The 19,355-nt window shown below is 72.0% G+C and carries 15 protein-coding genes and 1 pseudogene; 2 read left to right on the top strand and 14 right to left on the bottom strand.

The genetic code is table 11. From position 1 onward, the window contains the following. The first annotated feature begins 53 nt into the window (after positions 1 to 53). Entirely contained in the window at positions 54 to 827 is a 774-nt protein-coding gene (locus AB0B14_RS01030) for a serine hydrolase domain-containing protein (protein WP_357520431.1), read from the top strand. A 78-nt stretch (positions 828 to 905) separates the two neighbouring features. Here AB0B14_RS01030 and AB0B14_RS01025 read toward each other — a convergent pair whose 3' ends face one another. The 11 genes from AB0B14_RS01025 to AB0B14_RS00975 all read right to left on the bottom strand — a co-directional run bounded on the left by AB0B14_RS01025 (position 906) and on the right by AB0B14_RS00975 (position 13,618). After that, positions 906 to 2,030, bottom strand: coding sequence for an LLM class flavin-dependent oxidoreductase (locus AB0B14_RS01025; protein ID WP_357520429.1), 1,125 nt, complete (start codon positions 2,028 to 2,030; stop codon positions 906 to 908). 18 nt (positions 2,031 to 2,048) lie between these two features. Further along, positions 2,049 to 3,116 carry an LLM class flavin-dependent oxidoreductase gene (locus AB0B14_RS01020; RefSeq protein ID WP_357064329.1) on the bottom strand — a complete coding sequence of 356 codons (1,068 nt, stop codon included), beginning with the start codon at positions 3,114 to 3,116 and terminating at the stop codon, positions 2,049 to 2,051. 10 nt (positions 3,117 to 3,126) lie between these two features. Further along, on the bottom strand, positions 3,127 to 4,485 hold the full coding sequence (locus tag AB0B14_RS01015; RefSeq protein WP_357064331.1) for an NtaA/DmoA family FMN-dependent monooxygenase: 1,359 nt from the start codon (positions 4,483 to 4,485) through the stop codon (positions 3,127 to 3,129). Positions 4,486 to 4,500: 15 nt separating this feature from the next. Continuing rightward, positions 4,501 to 5,709, bottom strand: coding sequence for an LLM class flavin-dependent oxidoreductase (locus AB0B14_RS01010; protein ID WP_357064334.1), 1,209 nt, complete (start codon positions 5,707 to 5,709; stop codon positions 4,501 to 4,503). A gap of 10 nt (positions 5,710 to 5,719) precedes the next feature. After that, entirely contained in the window at positions 5,720 to 7,345 is a 1,626-nt protein-coding gene (locus AB0B14_RS01005) for an ABC transporter ATP-binding protein (protein ID WP_357520427.1), read from the bottom strand. Beyond that, entirely contained in the window at positions 7,345 to 8,235 is an 891-nt protein-coding gene (locus AB0B14_RS01000) for an ABC transporter permease (RefSeq protein WP_357520425.1), read from the bottom strand. Before AB0B14_RS01000 ends, AB0B14_RS01005 begins: the two co-directional genes overlap by 1 nt. Before the next feature lie 4 nt (positions 8,236 to 8,239). After that, positions 8,240 to 9,175, bottom strand: a complete 936-nt coding sequence (locus AB0B14_RS00995; protein WP_357064343.1) for an ABC transporter permease — start codon at positions 9,173 to 9,175, stop codon at positions 8,240 to 8,242. A 1-nt stretch (position 9,176) separates the two neighbouring features. Next, a complete protein-coding gene (locus AB0B14_RS00990; protein WP_357520423.1) occupies positions 9,177 to 10,820 on the bottom strand; it encodes an ABC transporter substrate-binding protein in 1,644 nt (547 codons plus the stop codon). A 391-nt stretch (positions 10,821 to 11,211) separates the two neighbouring features. Further along, complete coding sequence (locus tag AB0B14_RS00985) at positions 11,212 to 12,117, bottom strand: zinc-binding dehydrogenase (RefSeq protein WP_357064348.1); 906 nt, start codon at positions 12,115 to 12,117, stop codon at positions 11,212 to 11,214. Positions 12,118 to 12,196: 79 nt separating this feature from the next. Then, positions 12,197 to 12,730: a flavin reductase family protein gene (locus tag AB0B14_RS00980; RefSeq protein ID WP_357064351.1), complete on the bottom strand. Its 534-nt coding sequence runs from the start codon at positions 12,728 to 12,730 to the stop codon at positions 12,197 to 12,199. A gap of 33 nt (positions 12,731 to 12,763) precedes the next feature. Continuing rightward, positions 12,764 to 13,618 (bottom strand): DUF1684 domain-containing protein, encoded by an 855-nt coding sequence (locus AB0B14_RS00975; protein WP_357520421.1) that lies wholly within the window; start codon positions 13,616 to 13,618, stop codon positions 12,764 to 12,766. A 364-nt stretch (positions 13,619 to 13,982) separates the two neighbouring features. Between AB0B14_RS00975 and AB0B14_RS00970 the strand changes: the two are divergent. Continuing rightward, a pseudogene (locus tag AB0B14_RS00970) lies at positions 13,983 to 14,309 on the top strand (SAM-dependent methyltransferase); the annotation flags it as partial. A gap of 288 nt (positions 14,310 to 14,597) precedes the next feature. On the opposite strand, the gene AB0B14_RS00965 reads toward AB0B14_RS00970, so the two are convergent. The 3 genes from AB0B14_RS00965 to AB0B14_RS00955 are packed head-to-tail and all read right to left on the bottom strand — an operon-like array spanning position 14,598 to position 19,321. Beyond that, positions 14,598 to 15,449 carry an alpha/beta hydrolase gene (locus tag AB0B14_RS00965; RefSeq protein WP_357064355.1) on the bottom strand — a complete coding sequence of 284 codons (852 nt, stop codon included), beginning with the start codon at positions 15,447 to 15,449 and terminating at the stop codon, positions 14,598 to 14,600. Positions 15,450 to 15,461: 12 nt separating this feature from the next. Further along, a complete protein-coding gene (locus AB0B14_RS00960; protein WP_357064358.1) occupies positions 15,462 to 17,042 on the bottom strand; it encodes a fatty acid--CoA ligase in 1,581 nt (526 codons plus the stop codon). A gap of 14 nt (positions 17,043 to 17,056) precedes the next feature. After that, entirely contained in the window at positions 17,057 to 19,321 is a 2,265-nt protein-coding gene (locus AB0B14_RS00955; protein ID WP_357520419.1) for a beta-ketoacyl synthase N-terminal-like domain-containing protein, read from the bottom strand. Positions 19,322 to 19,355: the final 34 nt, after the last annotated feature.

The following is a 19,355-nucleotide window of genomic DNA, read 5'->3' as shown; positions in this document are numbered from 1 at the left end:
GCGGGGATCCTCGCCCGACTCGGCGCGATCTCGCCGCCACCGCCGCCGTCGCGGTGACCACCGCGGGCTGCGGCGCGTCGCCCGCCCGCCCGGCCCCGCACGTCGACACCCCGGCGGCTGCCGCCGCCCCGGGCGGTACGGGTCCCGCCCTGACCGACACCGACGTCAACGCCTGGCTCGACGGCGTGCTGCCGGCCGCGCTCGACCGCACCGGCATCGCCGGGGCCACTGTCGCCGTCGTGGACGACGGCAAGATCCTCACGACCCGGGGGTACGGCCACGCCGACACCGGTGACGGTGACACCGGGGCCGTACCCGTCGATCCGGACCGCCATCTCTTCCGGATGGGATCGGTGTCGAAGCTCGTCACCGCCACCGCCGTCCTGCAACTCGTACAGAGCGGGAAACTCGACCTCGACGCCGACGTCGAGACGTACCTCGACTTCGACCTGCCGCGCGGCTACGAGCGAGCCGTCACCCTGCGGCACCTGCTGACGCACACCGCCGGTTTCGAGGAGCGCATCGCCGGCCTGATCGGCACCGACGCCACCGACCTCGACCTGCGCGAGGCCCTGACGACCGACCCACCGGAGCAGATCTACGAGCCGGGCACGACCCCGGCCTACTCCAACTACGGCAACGCGCTCGCCGGCTACGTCGTGCAACGCGTCAGCGGGACACGCTTCGAGGAGTACGTCCAGCGCAACATACCCCGAGGACGAGGGCGGGCTCTGGCAGCGATGGACGGCGCCCTGGCGCCCGCCGCGGCCCGGCCGGTGGACCCTGCGTGCCCGGGCCACCGACGTCACCGGGGCCGGTCAGCGTGACCAGGCCGCGGGCAACGACCTCGGTTACCTGTTCGACGCTGTCGTCCGGCACCCGGTGACCGTCGACCAGGGCCCGGGTCAGTCGGTCCACTCCTTGGCGAGCAGTTCGTAGGAGCTGACCCGGTCGGTGTGGGCGTGGGTGATCGTGGTGACCAACAGCTCGTCGGCGGCGGTGACGTCGCGCAGGGTGCGCAGCCGCTCGGCGACCGTGCCGGGTGCCCCGACGAACTGGGTGTCCACCCGGTCGGCGACGAGCTGGCGGTCGTCCTCGCTCCAGGGCAGCGCGGCGGCCTGCTCCAGGCTGGGGAACGGCATCGCGCCCTCGCCGCTGCGGATGCTGCGCACCCACGGCCCGTACGGTGCGGCCAGCCGGCGGGCCGCGTCGTCGGTCTCGGCGACGACCACGTCGGCGGAGACCACCACGTACGGTTCGGCGAGCGTCGCCGAGGGTTGGAACGCGGCCCGGTACGCGGCGACCGCGTCGAGCACCGAGGAGGGGCTGACGTGGTAGTTGGCGGCGAAGGGCAGGCCCAGCGCACCCGCCAGTTGGGCGCTCTCCCCGCCGCTGCTGCCCAACAGCCACACCTGCAGGTCGGTGCCCTCCCCCGGCACGGCGTGCGCGTCCAGGCCGTCGGCGTCGGTGTAGTCGCCGCGCAGCAGGGCCAGCACGTCGGCCACCTGCTCGGCGAAGGGTGGCGGCTGCGCGCCCGGCTGGTGCAGCAGGGCCGTGCTCAGGGCGAAGCGCGGTGAGGTGAGCACCTGGGCGTACGAGAACGGCGGCGGGATGAGCAGTCCGTCGACCACCCGAGCCGGCACCGACGGCGGGGCCGGCGCGGCGACCGCCTGGGCCGCCTCGATGCGCCGCTGACCGGAGCGGCCCAGCCCGAGGTCGATGCGGCCCGGGTACAGGGCGGCGAGGGTGCCGAACTCCTCGACCACCGACAGGGCGGTGCGGTGCCCGACCTGGACGGCCCCGGAGCCGACGCGCAGCACACTGGTGGCCGCGGCGACCTGCCCGATCAGCACGGCCGGCGCGGAGCTGGCGACGCCGGCGGCGAGGTGGTGCTCGGCCAGCCAGTAGCGGTGGTAGCCGGACTGCTCGGCCCGCCGAGCCAGGTCGACGGTGTTGTGCAGGGCGTCGGTGACGGTGGCGCCGGCGGGCACCGGGGACAGGTCGAGGATGGACAGTGGAGTGGACGGCATGCTGGTCCCCGTTTCTGGTCAGGCCGCCGCGGCGGCGGTCGCCGGCGGTGCGAAGGGGCGGCTCGGGATCTCCCGACGCAGCACCGGGGCCACCTCGGCCTGGAACAGCTCCAGGCTCTCCCGGTGCTGCTTGTCGGTCAGCCCGTCGTGGTCGGCCTGGAGGTGGATGACCTCGTGGCCGAACTGCTCGTGGTAGCGCAGCACCTTGTCGGCGAGCTGCTGCGGGCTGCCGACCAGGATCGAGCTGCGCTCGATGGCGTCCTCCAGGGTCGCGAAGACCGGCTGGATGCCCAGCCGCCGGAACGCGGCCACCCGGGCGTCGAAGATCGGCCGGTACCGTTCCACCGCCTCCTGCGACGTGCGGGCCACGTAGAAACCGGCGGTGCCCGCGCCGACGAGCGCGTCGGCCGGATCGTGCCCGTAGTGGACCCACCGTTCCCGGTAGTGGCGGATGAGTTCGGCGTACGGCTCGATCGGGTTGGTGACGTTGGCGGAGAAGATCGGGTCGCCGTACCGGGCGGCGAGGTCGGCCGAGTCCCTGCTGGTAGCGCTGCCGTGCCAGACGCGGATGGGCTGTTGCAGCGGGCGGGGCCAGGTCTCGGCGTCGGTCAGCGACGGCCGGTACGTCCCGGACCAGGTGACCCGGTCCTCCCGCCAGAGCCGGCGGAACAGCTCGTAGCCCTCCCGGTTGCGGTCCCACTGGTCCTCGGCGGTGACGTGGAACAGTTGCGCCTGCGCGGCACCGTTGCCCTTGCCGATGATCAGTTCGAGTCGGCCGCCGCTGAGGTGGTCGAGGGTGGCGTAGTCCTCGTAGGCGCGCACCGGGTCGAGCAGGCTGAGCGTGGTGACCGCCGTGAACAACCGGATGGTGGAGGTCCGGGCCGCGATGTGGCTCAGCACCACAGGTGGTGAGGACGAGATGAAGGGGCGCTCGTGGCGTTCACCGACGCCGTACCCGTCGAAGCCGAGATCCTCCGCGAGGACCGCCGTGTCGACCACGTCCCGGAACCGGTCGGTGGTGCTCCTGCGCTGCCCGGTGACCGGGTCGGGCAGGTGGGTGATGAGCGTAATCAGCAGGAACTTCACGCCGGAACCGTCACTTTCGGCTGGAGGGTCGGGCGACCGGGCGGGCGGGACCGAGGCCGAGGTGGTCGCGCAGGGTGGTGCCGGTGTACTCGCTGCGGAAGACGCCGCGCTCCTGCAACAGCGGCACGACCTGGTCGACGAACTCGTCGAGCCCGCCGGGGGTCAGGTGCGGCACCAGGATGAACCCGTCGGCGGCGTCCGACTGCACGAAGTGGTTCATCCGTTCGGCGACCTGCCGCGCGGTGCCGACGAAGGACTGCCGGCCGGTGACCTCGATGATCAGATCGCGGATGCCGAGCCCCTTCTCCTCGGCCAGGGCCCGCCACCGCCGCGCGGTGTCGACCGGGTCGGCATACACGCCGGTTCGGCCCCGGCTGATCGCGTCGCCGGAGACGTCCGGGTCCTCGGCGGGCAGTGGGCCCTCCGGGTCGTACCCGGACAGGTCCCGGTTCCAGAGTTGTTCCAGCAGCAGGATCGCGGTCTGTGGGCTGACCTGCTGGCGGCGGATGTGGTGCGCGCGCTCCTGCGCCTCGGCGTCGGTGTCGCCGAGCACGAATGTGACACCGGGGATGACCAGCAGGTCGTCGGGTTGGCGGCCGTAGAAGGCAAGCCGGGACTTCACGTCCCGGTAGAAGTCCTGACCGTCCTCCAGGGTGCCGTGCCGGGAGAAGATCGCGTCGGCGCTGGACGCGGCGAACTCGCGCCCGTCCGGCGAGTCACCGGCCTGCAGGATCACCGGGTGCACCTGCGGGCTGCGGGGCACCGTGAAGTGCCCCGCGATGTCGAACTGGTCGCCGTGGTGGGCGAACGCGCCGGGTCCGGCCTCGGTGAGGTACCGGCCGCCGTCGCGGTCGCCCACGATCGCCTCCGCCGGCCACGACTCCCACAACTCCCGCGCGGTACGCACGAACTCGGCGGCCCGGTCGTAGCGCAGCGAGCGGTCCAGGTAGCCGCCCCGGCGAAAGTTCTCCCCGGTGAACGCGTCGGAGGTGGTGACCACGTTCCAGGCCGCCCGCCCGCCGGAGAGGTGGTCGAGGCTGGCCAACTGCCGGGCCAACTCGTACGGCTCGCGGAAGGTGGCGTTGAGCGTGCCGGCCAGCCCCAGGTGCGTGGTGACCGCCGCGAGGGCGGCGAGCACCGTCAACGTGTCCGGGCGGCCGACCACGTCCAGGTCGTGGATGCGGCCCCGCTGCTCGCGCAGGCGCAACCCCTCGGCGAGGAAGAGGAAGTCGAACTTCCCCCGTTCCGCCGTGCGGGCCAGGTGGACGAAGGAGGAGAAGTCGATCTGGCTGCCGGAGGCCGGGTCGCTCCACACGGTGGTGTTGTTCACGCCGGGGAAGTGGGCGGCCAGGACGATCTGCTTGGGCATGAGGGTCTCCAGTGCTCAGGCGGTCGCCACGGCGGCGTACCGGCTGACCGGTCGGTGCAGGCCGAGCAGGTCGCGCAGCGTCCCGACCGGATAGCCGGCGCGGAACAGGCCCCGATCCCGCAGCGCGGGCACCAACGCCCGGGTGATCGCGATCAGGTCGTCGGGAAGCACGGCCGGCCGCAGCCGGAAACCGTCCACTCCGGCGCGGTGCCAGGCGGCGAGCAGGTCGGCCAACTGCCCCGGGGTGCCGGCGAAGATGGCCGCGTCGGACGTGAACGGCGCACCGTACAACTCGTCGAGATGTGCCCTGCGCTGTCCGGCCGATGTCGGCGAGTCGTCGAGCAGGACGACCACGTCGGCGAGGATGCGCAGCGGGGCGTCGGTCCGGCCGACGGTCTCCTCGGCCGCCCGTACCTCCGCCACGATCGCGGCGGCGTGCCCAGGGTCGGTCGGGGTGACGAAGACGACGTCGGCGTGCCGGGCGGCGAACGCGTACGGCACTGACGAGTGGGCCAGCGCGGCGACGACCGGTTGCCCCTGCGGCGACCGGGGCACGATGGAGGGCCCCTTGACGGAGAACCACCGGCCGGTGAAGTCGACGTAGTGCAGCCGCTCGCGGTCGACGAAGCGACCGGTCGGCACATCCCGGATCACGGCGTCGTCCTGCCAGCTGTCCCAGAGCCGGCGGACCACCTCCACCGCGTCGCCGGCCTCGGCGATGAGGTCGCCGACGAGCCGTACGACCTCCGGCTCGTCGAGCCGGGCCGGGTCCAGCGGCGGGATGTCGCGGCGGCCGAAGTGCCCGGCCTCGGCCCTACGGGCGGAGATCCGGGGCCGCCAACCGGCCCGCCCGCCGCTGACGTAATCGAGCGTGGCGATCGCCGTGGAGACGTGGAACGGCTCGGTGTGGGTGGTGCTGGTGGTCGGGATCAGCCCGATGTGCCGGGTCAGCGGGGCGAGTCGGGCGGCGATCTGCACCGCGTCGAGTCGTCCCCGGAGTTGGTCGGTGCGGTCGTCCGGGCCGTCCGGCCCGGACGTCTGAAGGTCCAGGCTGTCCTCGATGGTGAGCAGGTCCAGTGCGCCGCGTTCGGCCTCGCCCGCGAGGGCGTTCCAGTAGCGGGCGGTCAGTGGCGCGGTCGCCTCGGCGCGCGAGAGCCGCCAGGCGGCGGGGTGCCAGCCGAGACCGTCGAGCGCCACGGCCAGGTGCAGGCTCTTGTCGGTCATGGTTTTCCTCCTACGGTCGGCCGGCGGTGACCAGCGTGGGCAGCGCGTCCAGCAGAGACCGGGTGTAGTCGTGTCGGGGGTAGCTGAAGACGTCGCCGACCGGGCCCTGCTCGACCACCGCGCCGTCGTGCAGGACGAGCACCCGGTCACTGAGGTGGTGCACCACACCCAGGTCGTGGGAGATGAAGAGCAGGGCGGTGCCGTCGGTGGCCCGCAGGTCGGCCAGCAGGTCGAGCACCTGGGCCTGCACGGAGACGTCGAGGGCGGAGACCGGCTCGTCGCAGACGAGCAGCGTCGGTCGGGGGGCGATCGCGCGGGCGATGGCGACCCGCTGCCGTTGGCCGCCGGAGAGCTGCCGGGGGTGCCGGTCGAGCAGGTCCGCGCCGAGACCGACTCGACGCAGCAGGTCGACGACGTGGTCACGCCGATCCGAGCGGCTGACGTCGGGGTCGAGGTTCTCCGCGACGACCCGTCCGACCGTGTAGCGGGGGTCGAAGGAACTCAGCGGGTCCTGGGAGATCAGTTGCAACCTACGCCGCAGCGGGCGGCGGGCCCGCTCCCGCACGCCGGCCCACGCGGTGCCCTCGAAGGTGACGACGCCCGCGTCCGCGTCGAGCAGACCGGCGACGATCCGGGCGACTGTGCTCTTGCCGGAACCGGACTCCCCCACCAGGCCGAGCGTCTCGCCCCGCGCGATGGAGAAGGAGACGTCCCGCACCACGGTGTGCTCGCCGTAGGTCTTGGTCAGCCCGTCCGCGTCGAGCACGGTGTCGTCGGCGCGGACCTCGGGCCGGGCGGGCAGGGCCGTCCGTACGTCCCCGGCCCGCGACACCCCGAGCCGGCGCCCCCGCGACGTCGCCGAGGGCACCGCCGCCAGCAACTGCCGGGTGTACGGATGCGCGGGAGCCCGCAGCAGCGTGCCGGTGGGACCCTGCTCGACGATCCGACCGTCGCGCAGCACCAGGACCCGGTCGGCGATCTGGGCGACGACCGCCAGGTCATGGCTGATCAGCAGCAGACTCACCCCGGCGGCCCGCCGCTCGGCGAGCAGCCGCAGGATCTGCGCCTGCACGGTGACGTCCAGTGCGGTGGTGGGCTCGTCGGCGATGAGCAGGGCCGGCTCCCCGGCGATCGCCGAGGCGATCAGGGCCCGCTGGCGCAGCCCTCCGGAGAGCTGGTGCGGATACTGCCGGGCGCGGCGTTCCGGCTCCGGGAGGTGCACCTGGTCGAGCAGGTGGGCGACCCGACCGGCCCGTTCCCGGCGGCCGACGATGCCGTGGGTGGCGAGCACCTCGCCGATCTCGGCGCCCACCGTCCGCAGCGGGTCGAGGGAGACCAGCGCGTCCTGGAGGACCAGCCCGGCGAGCCGGCCACGGACCCGCCGCCAGTCCCGTGGCCGGTGCCCCCGCACGTCCTGGTCGGCCAACTCCAGTCGGGCGGCGCGGACCTGCGCGCCCGGCCCGGCGAGCCCGACCAGGGTACGAGCGGTGACGCTCTTGCCGGAGCCGGACTCCCCGACGACTGCCACGCACTCGCCGCGCTCGACGGTGAAGCTGATCCCCCGCACCGCGGCCACCCGGCCGGTCGGGGTGTCGAAGTCGACGTGCAGATCCTCGACCGTGACCAGGGGGGCCATCAGCGCCCCCGCCCGTCGAAGCGGGCCTGCCAGTGGCGGCCGACGACGGTCAGCGACACCACGGTGGCGGTGACCGCCAGACCGGGCAGGATGCTGATCCACCAGGCCACCTGGAGGTAGTTGCGTCCCTCGGAGAGCATCGCTCCCCACTCCGGCGACGGTGGTTGCGGGCCCATGCCGAGGAAGCTGAGCCCGGCGGCGGCCAGGACCGCCTCGCCGAGCCCGATCACCGCGAGCACCGGCACCGGGCCGACCACGTTGGGCAGCACGTGCCGCAGCACCAGCCGGGGCCGGGACTGGCCGAAGGTGACGGCCTGTTCGACGTAGCCGGAACGGCGGACGACAAGCGTCTGACCACGGACCACCCGGGCGTGGTGCGGCAGGGTGGCGATGCCGATGGCGACGATCAGGCTGACGGTGCCGGGGCCGGCGATGGCGATGAACAGCAGCGCCAGCAGCAGCATCGGGAACGCCGACAGCGCGTCGAGCGTACGGCTGAGCGCCTCGTCGGCGACCCGGTGCGCGAGGCCGGCGAGCAGGCCGAGCAGCACACCACCGGTCACCGCGATCACGGTGGCGGCCACTCCGATGGTGAGGGAGTGCCCGGCACCGTGCACCACCCGGGTCCAGACGTCGCGGCCGAGGTGGTCGGTGCCGAGCCAGTGCGCCGCGCTCGGCGGGGAGAGCACGGCCAGCGGGTCCGCGGCGAGGGGGTCGCCGGGGGCCAGCACCGCCGGCCCGGCCGCGGCGACGACAAGCAGGAGCAGGTACGTCCCGGCGACGAGCAGGCCGGGTCGCAATCGGGGTCGTCGGCGTACGGCCGGACGGGCCGGGTCGGCGAGGGTCAGCGCCGCAACGTCGGTGAGCGGCGGGCCCAGGGTGACGGTCATCGGGTCAGCTCCTTCGCAGACGCGGGTCGACAAGCAGGTACGCCAGGTCGGCGGCGGTGTTGACCACCACGTAGACGGCGGCCGAGAGGGTGACGACGGCCAGCACCACAGGCATGTCCCCGCTGGTGACCGCGCTGAGGGTGACCTGGCCGAGACCGGGCCGACCGAAGACCTGTTCGACGATCACGGCGCCGCCGAGCAGGATGCCGAAGAGCCAACCGGCCAGGGTGACCGCCGGCAGGAGAGCGTGCCGCAGCGCGTGGCGCAGCAACACCGTGCGCTCGCGTACGCCCCGGGAGCGGGCGGTGAGCACGAAGGGCTCGTCGAGGGCCCGGTCGATCCCGTCGCGCAGCACCTGCGCGAGCACCCCGGCGATGGGCAGCGCGAGGGTGACGGCGGGCAGCACCAACGCGGTGACCCCCTGGTCGCCGGAGACCGGAAACAGCCCGAACCGGAACGACAACACACTGAGCAGCACGAGCCCGATCAGGAACGACGGGGTGGAGACCAGCAGCAACTCGGTGCCGGAGCTGACCCGGCGCAACCAGGGCCGCCGGTCCCCGGCCGTGGCGACCGCGATCAGCAGGGCGAGCAGCACCCCGAGCCCGGCGGCGGCGACCGCGAGGGTGAGGGTGGGGGCGAGTTGTTCGCCGATCACCTCGGCGACCGGGCGTTGCAGCAGGTACGAGCGGCCCAGGTCGCCCTCGCCGAGCCGGCGGAGGTAGTCGGCGTACTGGACGAGGGCCGGTCGTTCCAGACCCCACTCGGCGATGATCTCGGCACGGATCTGCGGGGTGTCCGCACCGTCGCCGACGATGTTGTCCACGGTGTCACCGGGCGCGGCCAGCAGCGCCAGGTAGGCGGCGGTGGCCGCGACCCAGAGGACGATCAGACCGGCACCGAGCCGGCGGGCCACGGCACGTACGGGTGGTCGGCTCATGTCACTTGCCGATCCACAGGTCGTAGGCGCTCGCCGGCACCCCGGCGGTCGGCTCGAAGCGCACCCCGCCGACGGCGGTGCTGGCGGCGATCTGGTCGGCCGGCGCGTACAGCGGCAGCGCCACGGCCCGCTCGGCGACGACCTGTTGCTGCACGTCGGCATAGATGCTGGCCCGCTTCGTCGGGTCGGCGGCCGCCTGACCGGCCTCCAGCAACCTGTCGATGCTCGGGTCGTTGAGCTGGGTGCGGTTGATGCCGCCCCTGGAGTGCAGCAGCAGGTTCAGTGCGGCACCGGCGTCGGTGTCGGCGCGGGAGTTGTCGAACACCTCGTACTCGTTGCGCTGGAACGCCTCCGTGGCCGTGCCCTGGTCGACGAGCGACACCTTGAGGTCGATGCCGGCGCTCTGCTTCACGGCGGCCTGCACGGCCTGGGCCAGGACGTCGCGGCGGTCCCGGACGAAGGGCGCGGACTGCACGAGTCGTACGGTGAGCCGCTTGCCGTCCTTCGTCCGGTAGCCGTCGGCGTCCCGGGTGGCCCAGCCGGCCTGGTCCAGCAGGGTGTTCGCCTTGGCGGCGTCGCCGCCGTAACCACCTTCGAGGCGCTTGTCGTAGAGCGGGCTGGACGGGCTGATCACGCTCCAGGCGCGGGTGGCGGTGTCGCGGTAGACGGACCGCAGGACGGTGTCGACGTCGACGGCCTCCCGGAACGCCTGCCGGACCCGCAGGTCGTCAAAGGGCGGATGGGAGGTGTTGAAGTAGTAGGAGTACGCCGAGCCGGAGTTGAGCTCGCGCGTCAGGCGCAGCGCCTGGTTGCCGGTGACCAGCGGCTGATCGGTCGCGGGCACCCCCTCGATGAGCTGCACCTGGCTCGACGTGAGGGCACCGACCCGCACCGCCGACTCCTTGAGGAACCGGTAGGTGATGCCGTCCAGGTAGGCCGGGCCGGTGTGCGTCGCGGTGGGCGGCGCCCAGTCGTAGTCGGCGTTGCGCCGATAGCGCAGCTCCTGACCGGGGACGTAGCGGTCCAGCACGAACGGCCCGGTGCCGACGACGTCGGCGCCACCGGCCTTGAGGTTCTTCGCCTGCCGCAGCGACGTCGGGGACACCTGCGCGCCCTGCGGGGAGGCGAGGAAGTCGAGGATGAGCACGTCCGGCGCGGTGAGGACGAGCCGTACGGTGCGCGGGTCGACGATCTCGACGGCCTTGAGGTTGCGCAGTTGGACGGCCGCGACGCCCGGGGCGTACCCCGGTTCGCGGAGTTTGTCGACGTTCGCCTTGACGGCGGCCGAGTCGAAGGGGGTGCCGTCGGTGAAGGTGACCCGGTCGCGCAGCGTCAGGGTGTAGGACAGCCCGTCCGGTGCGACCTGCCAGCCGGTCGCCAGCCACGGCACCAGCTTGCCCTGCTTGTCGTAGGTGAGCAGGGACTCGAAGGTGTTCCAGACCAGCAGGCGGGCCTTGGCCTGCGCGTACTGGTGCGGGTTGAGGGTGATCGGCTCGGTCTCCACGGCCCAGGTGAGGGTGCCGCCGGAGCGGGGCTGGCCGGCCGCCGAGGCGGCCGGGGTGGTGCCGGTGGAGCAGCCGGCGACGACGGCCAGCAGGGGGGCGAGCGCGGCGGCGGCCAGGGTACGCAGACGGTACGCGGGCATGCGGGATCTCCTGTCCAGGCAGGCGGAAGCGGGTGTGCCGACACCTGACCCGGCGCGTGGGCGCGGGCTGGCGACGGTGTCGGTGCGGTGGCGGCGCGGCGGTGCGCCTCACCCCGGCGGGCCGGTGCGGCGGGCCGGGTTACGGGCGAGGGTGCCGGGTCAGGCCAGACAGGAACTCGACCACACCCGACCGAAGTCGATGTGGCCGCGGATCGTCAACCGCAGCTCGCTGGACATGAGCCGAGTCCACCTTCCGGGCGGTGGTGGTGTCAACGAATCCGTCGGTGGATGTCGGCTATCGCACGCGTGGACGTCGATCCGTTGACGAATATCCTACTAAGGCTATAGGGTTTACAGGATTAGTGCCGTGACCGGTGGCCACCGCTCCGGCTCAGTCCAGGTCGAGCAGGATCTTCCCGGCCACCCGCCGCTCCCGCAGCGCGTCGGCCGCCTCCTCGAGACGCTGCCACGAGCCGCGCCAACCGATCGGCGCTCGCAGGGCTCCACGCGCCACCAGGTCCGCGAGCAGACCGAGATCCGACCCCGGGGCGGTGGCGTCGCCGAAGGAACGCAGTGTCCGTGCCGCGCCCGGTGCGAATGTGGAGTTCACCGGAAGGACGGCCGGCTCGCCGGAGGCCCAGCCGATGCTGTGCAGCACTCCACCCGGGGCCAGCAGACCCCAGGCGGCCACCAGGTGGGCGCCACCGACCGTCTCCAGCACCACGTCGACCGGGTCGGTGATCGCGTCGAGACCAACCACGACCTCGTCGGCGCCGAGATCCGCCAGCCCCGCGCCACGAGCCGGCGAGCCGACCACCGCGACCACGTACGCGCCGCCGTGCCGGGCGAGTTGGACGGCGACCCGGCCCAGACCCCCGGACGCACCCGTGACCAGCACCCGACGGCCGAGCAGCGGCCCCGACGTCCGCAGTGTGCGCAGGGCGGTGAGGCCGACGGTGGGCAGCACGGCCATCTCGGCCAGGCCGACGGCCGCGGGCACCACCGCCACACTGTCCACGTCGAACACCGCCAGGCGGGCCCAGGCGCCCGGCCCGAACGCCACCACCTGGTCACCCTCGCGCAGGCCGGACCCGTCGCCGCCACGCACCACGTGACCCGCGGCGTCGTGCCCGAGCACGGCCCCGGCCGGCCAGACGTCGAGGTGGCGGATCTCGCCGGCGTTGACGCCGACGTGTCGCACCTCGACGAGAACCTGCCCCGGGCCTGGAGTGGGATCGGGCAGGTCCGTCACCCGGAACCCCGCGCGGGTGTCCGGGGCGGCGACTATCGCTTGCACGGCATCCTCCTCCGTGTGGACTGGGCGTGCTCCCTGTGACTGGGCGTGCTCGGTGTGGCTTGGGCGTGCGAGCGCCCGGTCAGGCGGCGGAACGACGGGCCGCCGCGTTCTGGTCGCCGGCCAGCCCGGCGTAGCGGCCCCGGTGGTACAGCAGGGGCGAGCCGACGTCGGCGTGCCGGAGCACCTCCGGCTCGGCCAACACGACGGCGTGATCGCCGACGGTCACCCGGTCGACGACCCGGCAGAGCAGCCAGGCCAGGGTGTCGTCCAGGATCGGCACCGCCTCCGGGCCGGTCTGCCAGCGGGTGGGAGCGGCGAACCGGTCGATGCCGCTGGTCGCGAAGGTGCGGGCAAGCTCCTGCTGGTGGTGGGCGAGCAGGTGCACCGCCACGTGCCGGGCACGGGAGACCGCGGGCCAGCTCGACGAACCGAGGTTCAGGCAGAACGAGACGATCGGCGGCGCCAGCGACACCGAGGTGAACGAGGTGGCGGTGAAGCCGACCGCGGGCGAGCCGGGAGCGGTGACCACCGTGACGGTGCTGGCCTGGTGGCGCAGCAGCGTCCGCAGCGCGTCGCTGTCGGCGTCGATCGGGGCGTCGGTGGACTGAGGCATGACGATCCTCCCGAGGGGTTGGTACGCAGAGGGCTACGAACGGTCGACGGAATCGCCCGCCAACCGCTCGTACGGGATCTTCTCGCCGGCTTCGACGGCGACCGGCAGCCGGTTCTCCGCCGGGGGCAGCGGGCAGGTCGCGAAGTCGGTGTACGCGCACGGCAGATTGGTGGCCCGGTTGAAGTCGAGAGTCACCCGACCCTGCTCGTCCGGTGTGCCGACGGCCAGGATTCGGTTGGCCGGATATGTCGTCACACCGGAGGTGGTGTCGGTGAAGAGCACCGACAGGCTCCCGGGTGCCGTGCCGTTGAAGGCGGTCAGGCGCAGCGGCACCCCGTCGACGGCGAACTCGATCTGGCCGGGGGCGTCGTAGACGTGCGTGAGCCCCTCCACCGCCGCGCCGACGGTGGTCGGGCGAGGACTGTCGAAGGGTACGAAGTGCCCGCTCAGGACCCACCGCCGGTCGGGCGGATAGGTGGGGGTGCCCCGGTAGCCGAGGCGCAGCGAGTGCTCGGGTCGCCGGGGACGGAGGATGTCGTGCCCGCCCCGGCGGGCCACCTCCAGCACCCCACCGTCGATGCCCACGGTGACGCCGGCACGCTCGGCGATCGGCCCGAACTCGTGCCGACCCCGGACCTGCCGGCCGTCGATCACGAGCAACTCGCCGTCGTCGAGAGCCACCACCGGCCCGTCTGCGGCGGTGTGCCACTCCCCCGGCACCTCGGGGAACCGCTGCGGCACCGAGGTCAGCCAGTGCAGACCGGTGACCGCGAGGAAGCCGTGCGGGTCGGCCCGAACCTCCTCGTGGCGTCGGTGCCACTCCCACCAGGCCACCTCGAAGTCGAGCCGGGGGTCCACCGCTGTCGGTGAAACGGTGTCGTTGGTCATGGCAGGGTCCTCCTCCACGAGATGCGCCGCCGCGGGCGCTGGGTGCGGGCGTCGCGACCGTGCGTCGACGACGGGAAAGGGGGCCGGCGAGGGCTGGGCGGCCTGGTCAGGCCGCGCTGGGAGCGCCGGGACAGAGCTGCGCGGCGACGCGCATCAGGTCGACGACCCGGCGGGAGGTGAACAACCGAACCGGCGGCATGCCCTCGATTTTCCTACCAATGCGGTAGGAATTCAAGCCCCCCGGATCGAGCGAGACACCCGTCACCCCTGCTGGCCAGCGTCGACAGTGGACGACATCGGCGTACGCTCCCGGTCGTACTCCGGTGGTGATCTCCCGCCGACGACCCCTCGACAGGAGCCTGGCCTGGCCGGTCCGGACGCCGACCTCGCCGCGACGCTTCAGCCGTGCGTGCCACACGCGGCCCGGATCTGGAACTACTGGATGGGCGGCAAGGACAACTTCCAGTCCGACCGGGCGGCCGGTGACGCCGTCGCCGAGGTCTACCCGGAGCTCGTCCTCATGGCGCAGCAGTCGCGCGTGTTCCTGGTGCGCGCCGTGCGTCACCTCGCGGCCGAGGCCGGCATCCGGCAGTTCCTGGACATCGGCACCGGCCTGCCCACCATGCAGAACACGCACGCGGTCGCCCAGAGCGTCGCGCCCGAGTCGCGGACCGTCTACGTGGACAACGACCATATCAAGCCGCGTTGTGCACACACGACCGATCACCGTCCGGTCGCTATGGGCTGGCTAGGGCCAGTAAGCCCAGTCCCGGAATGTGACACACATTCTTCTAGCCGTATCGCCCAGGTCTGCGGCCACTTCATGGCCGAGGAAGCCCCGGCCGAGGTCGTCAAGGCACTGCGTGAGCTGCTGACAAGGTAGTTGGCCGGTAGCCGTACCCGATCGTCACGATGACCGCGCCCGGTGGGTACAGACCCACCGGGCGCGCGCTACCTGGGAGAACGACCGGCGGCGCGGTCAGACGGTGGGTTCCGACACGAAGTCCGCGATGGCCGTCAGCGTCCCAGGGTCGGTGAGGATCTTGCTGTGTCCGAAGCCCTGAGTGGTGATCATCCGGGACTGGTCGGGGAAGGCCGCGGCGATCTTCTTGGCCTGCGACATCTCGATCCGGAGGTCGTCCTCGTCGTGGATCACCAGCACGGGACCGGTCACCCGGTCCGCCTGGTACGGGACGGAGAAACGGCGGTAAATGTCCTGCTCCTGCGGGAACAGGCCCTCGAACCGGCGGCTCAGATCCTTCCTCAGGCGCTCGGACAAACCGAGTTCCTCGCTGAACCGGTGGACCAGGTAGTCGAAGTCGCACACGGCGTTCACCGTCACCACGCGGTCGACCTTGACCCCTTTGCGCATGGCGTGGAAGAGCGCCAACGACCCGAACGAATGGGCGACGGCCGCCTGGAAGGGGCCGTGCCGCTCGTACAGTTTCTCGATGATGTCCGCGTACTCCAGCAGCGTGGTGCGGTTTCCCTCGGAGTCGCCGTTACCGGGTGCGTCGAAGGTGACCGCGCTGTATCCACGGGCGAGCAACTCCGCCACCAGGGGTGCGTACCGCGAGCCGCGAGACTCCCAGCCGTGGACCACCAGGACGGGCTTGGCGCCGTCCCCCCACTGGTAGGTGACGACCCGCCGACCGTTGTACTCGATGCTGTCCACCTGGGCCTGGGCGTGGACCTCGGCCTCGTTGGGGCGCACCCGCGACGGGGTCCGGAGCTTGCAGAACAGTGCGAACGTCCACTTCCCGGCGAGACCCGGTACGACCACCGAGGCGACCCGCAGCCCAGCCTTCACCGTGGAAAGGGCGATGCTCATAGGAATCTCAATTCAGTTGACGTTGCGGTCCACATGCGCCCAGAACTGGTCCCGGAGGATCCGACGCAGGATCTTGCCACTGGGGTTACGGGGGACTTTGTCGATGATATCGTACTGGGAAGGGATCTTGAAGTCGGAGATCAGCCCCTTCAGCGACAACATCAACTCACGCGGCGTCGCCTGCTGACCTGGGCGTAGTACCACAAAGGCCCGGACCGCCTCACCCCAGCGCTCGTCGGGTACGCCGATCACCGCCGCCTCCGCGACCGCGGGATGCTTGCACAACGCGTTCTCGACCTCGGCGGGGTAGACGTTCTCCCCGGCCACAATGATCGTGTCCTTGATGCGGTCGGAAATGTAGAGATAACCATCCTGGTCGAGGTATCCGGCGTCACCGGTGCGGAACCATCCGTCCACAAATACCTCGTCGGTCGCCTCCTTGAGGCCCCAGTACTCGATCATGATCGCCGGGGTACGCAGCCAGATCTCTCCCACCTCGCCGAGCGGCACCTCGACACCGTCCGCGTCGACCACCCTCAGGTCGACGCCGGGCATCGGGCGACCGGCGGCCCGCATACGTGGGCTGCCCGGAACATGCTCGGCCGCCGGCAGGCACACCGCGCAGTTCCCGGTCTCGGTGAGACCGTAGAGCTGGACGAACTCACAGCCCATCGCATCCAGGCTCTGCCGCAGCAGGCTCTCGGAGATCGGCGAGCCCCCGTAGGCGACCTTGCGCAGGCTGGCGAAGTCGTCCGACCCGACCCGGGGCTCAGCCAGGATCATCTGCAACATCGCCGGAACCACCAGGGTCGTGGTGATTCCCGACTCGCGGATCAGGGTGGCCGCCTCCGTGCTCAGGAACCGACGCATGGCCACGCTGGTGACGCCCGCGTTGAGCGCCTGCATCGCCCACCAGAGGCCGGCGACGTGGAAACCCGGGATGCCGATCAGGCTCTTGTCGTCCGACCGCCAGTCCAGCCAGTCCAGGTCGTTCTCGACCAGCAGGTCGTTGATCCGGAAGAAGCTGCGGTGCGGCAGCACGACGCCCTTCGGAAGGCCCGTGGTGCCGCTGGTGTAGAGCTGCACGATCGGGTCCTCGGGCCGGACCGAGGTGTCCAGGTCGTCGCCGGAGTGCTCCGAGGTCCAGGCCCGGAAACCCGCACCCAACTCGCCCTCGCCGTCCATGTCGACCACGAGCCGTAGCTGATTCTGCTCCCGCTGGAGGTCGAGCGCGGTGGTGCGGAACTCGCGTTCGGTGAAGAGAAGCTCCGTGCCCGAGTCGCGCAGGATGTGCTCGATCTCCGTCGGCGTCAGCCGCCAGTTGATCGGCACGAGCACGGCCCCGCTCTTCGCGCAGGCGAAGACGATCTCGTAGTAGTACTCCGACTCCTTGCCCAGGTAGCCGACCCGTGTTCCGGGTGTCACGCCGGCCGCGAGAATCGCGCGGGCCGACCTGTTGCTTCCCCGGTGCAGTTGCGCGAAGGTGACCTCGCGACCCTCGCATTCGATGGCGACACGGTCCGGATGCCGCTCGGCGTGAAAGGTCGCGGTGTCGACGACTGTCTTGAGGTTCGGGTAGTGCATCTGTGGCATCCCATCAGCTCGCGTCAGGACCATTGATAGCCTTCGGGCCAGTACCGTCTGCCGGTCAGGGCCGGGCCGGGAAGGCGGCACAGTGCCTGCCCCGCCCGCGCCGACAGCTCGGTGAAGACAATCTCGGCGCCGGCCGCGTACTGCTCCCCCACCAGGTGCAACCAGCCGGCCGCGTCCAACTCGGCCAGCGGCACCGGTACGGCCTCGGCAGTCGCCGCCGCACCCAGCACCCACACGTTCCCGGTGACCGTCACGTCCGCCGCGACCGGTCGCGGCGGTACGGCTCCCAGCGCACCGGCCTGCCACCGCGCGGCGACCTCGGTCGTCCCGGTACGCTCGGCCACCACATCGGACAGTACGTGGCGGTACCGACCGCCGAACAGTCCGCCGGACACCCGCAGCCCCACCGCCGTCAGCAGCTCGTACCAGCCCATCGCCCAGGCGAGCCAGGTGCCCTCCGGCAGTGCTTGACCGTCGGCGAGCAGTCCGTCCAGTGCCGGCAGGCCCATGGCCTCGGCGCACCCGCGTATCCGGGCGGCGAGCGGCTCGAACCCCGCACCCAGGCTGGTGGTCAGCACCGCCCTCAGCCGCGAGTCGTCAAGCTCGGGCAGCTCGACGTGGATACCCGCCCGGGTCACCCGCTGTACCGGGCCAGCGGCCAGCGCGTCGAGGAGTTCGGACCGGCCGGTGACGACGGCCGCGGCGCGGACCGGGAGATGGTCGCGACCGTGCGCCAACGTACGGCAGACCGTGTGGTGGTCCCACTCCGCGCGCTGGTCCAGGTGACGGTGCAACCGATCGGCGGTCGCCGCCAGCGCCGCGTCGTTGTGCGCCGAGAGGACCAGCAGGGCGGGGACACCCGGTGCCGTGGGGGCCGCCTCCGACCGCTGCCGGCCCGGGACGCCCTCCAGGATGACGTGCGCGTTGATCCCGGTGAAACCGAAGGAGCTCACCCCGGCCAGGCGGCGTCCGTCCGACGGCCACGCCATCGGCTTGTCCGCGAACCGCAGACCGGTCCGGTCCCACGCGACGCCGGGGTCGAGGTTCTCCGTGCCGACCTGCGGGGGCACCTCGCCGTGGGCGAGGGCGAGCACCGTCTTCATCAGGCCCACCGCGCCGGAGGCGGTCTCCAGGTAGCCGAGGTTGGCCTTGCAGGATCCCAGGTACAGCGGCGGGGCCGTCGGTGACCGACGCTCGTACGCCTCGGCCAGGGACTCTGCCTCGATCAGCCCGCCCAGCCGGGACCCGTTGGCCTGAGCCTCGACATACTGCACGTCGAGCGGTTCGACGCCAGCACTGCGCAGCGCCAACTCGATGACCGTCTTCTGCCCGGCCCCCGCGGTCACCGCCATCGAGGGGCGGTCGCCGTGGGAGTAGACCGCGCTGCCGCGCAGCAGCGCGTACGGCAGGTCGCCGTCGGCGACCGCGTCGGAATGCCGTTTGACGACCAGGATGCCGCAGCCCTCGCCCCGGACGTGGCCGTCGGCCTCGGTGGTGAACGGGCGGCTGCGGCCGGCGCTCGACAGCATGCCCGGCTTACCCAGCACCGCGGTGGTGAGCGGGGAGAGCAGCAACTGGCAGGCGCCCACCAGGGCGACGTCGCACTCGCGTCGCCGGAGTGCCTGCGCGGCCAGGTGCATCGCGGTCAGCGCCGAGGACGACGACGTCTCAATGGTCATCGCCGGGCCGTTGACGCCCAGCATGAAACCGATCCGCCCGGACGTCGCGCTCAGGGTGTTGCCGAGCGCCATGTGCGGGGACAGGTCGTCGGCCGGCACCCGGTTGCGCACCCAGGCTATCGGGTACTCCACCGTGCTCGCGCCGATGAAGATCCCGACCCGCTGGCGGCGCAGGTCAGCGCGGGTCAGGTTCGCGTCGGCGAGCGCCTGCACGGTGACCTCGAGCAGCAGGCGCTGCTGCGGATCCATCCGCTCCGCCTCCTGCTCGGTGATGCCGAAGTAGTCGGCATCGAACAGGTCGACGTCGTTCAGGTACGCACCCGAACGGAGCACGTCGGCGATGGGTGCCAGGTCGGGCGCGTCGAGGTTCCAGCGCGCCCGACCGAGGCTGTCGGTGGGCGGGCCGGCCGACTCCGTCGGCACGACCCGTCCCTCCCGCAACGCGGTCCACAGACTCCGCGGATCATCGATCCCCCCGGGGAGGCGGCAGCCGAGCCCGACCACCGCGATGCCCTGGTTCTCGTCCTGCCGCTGCCGGGCGAGCATCACCATGAGTTGCTTCTTGGACAGCGACTCAAGATAGTCGATGTAGTTCGTCAAAGCCCGTTCTCCACGTCGCGCCTGCCCTGGTTCT

Source organism: Micromonospora sp. NPDC049171 (assembly GCF_040648275.1).
Lineage (GTDB): Bacteria > Actinomycetota > Actinomycetes > Mycobacteriales > Micromonosporaceae > Micromonospora.
Note: the sequence above shows the minus strand (reverse complement) of the source record. Positions and strands in the feature narration are given on the sequence as shown.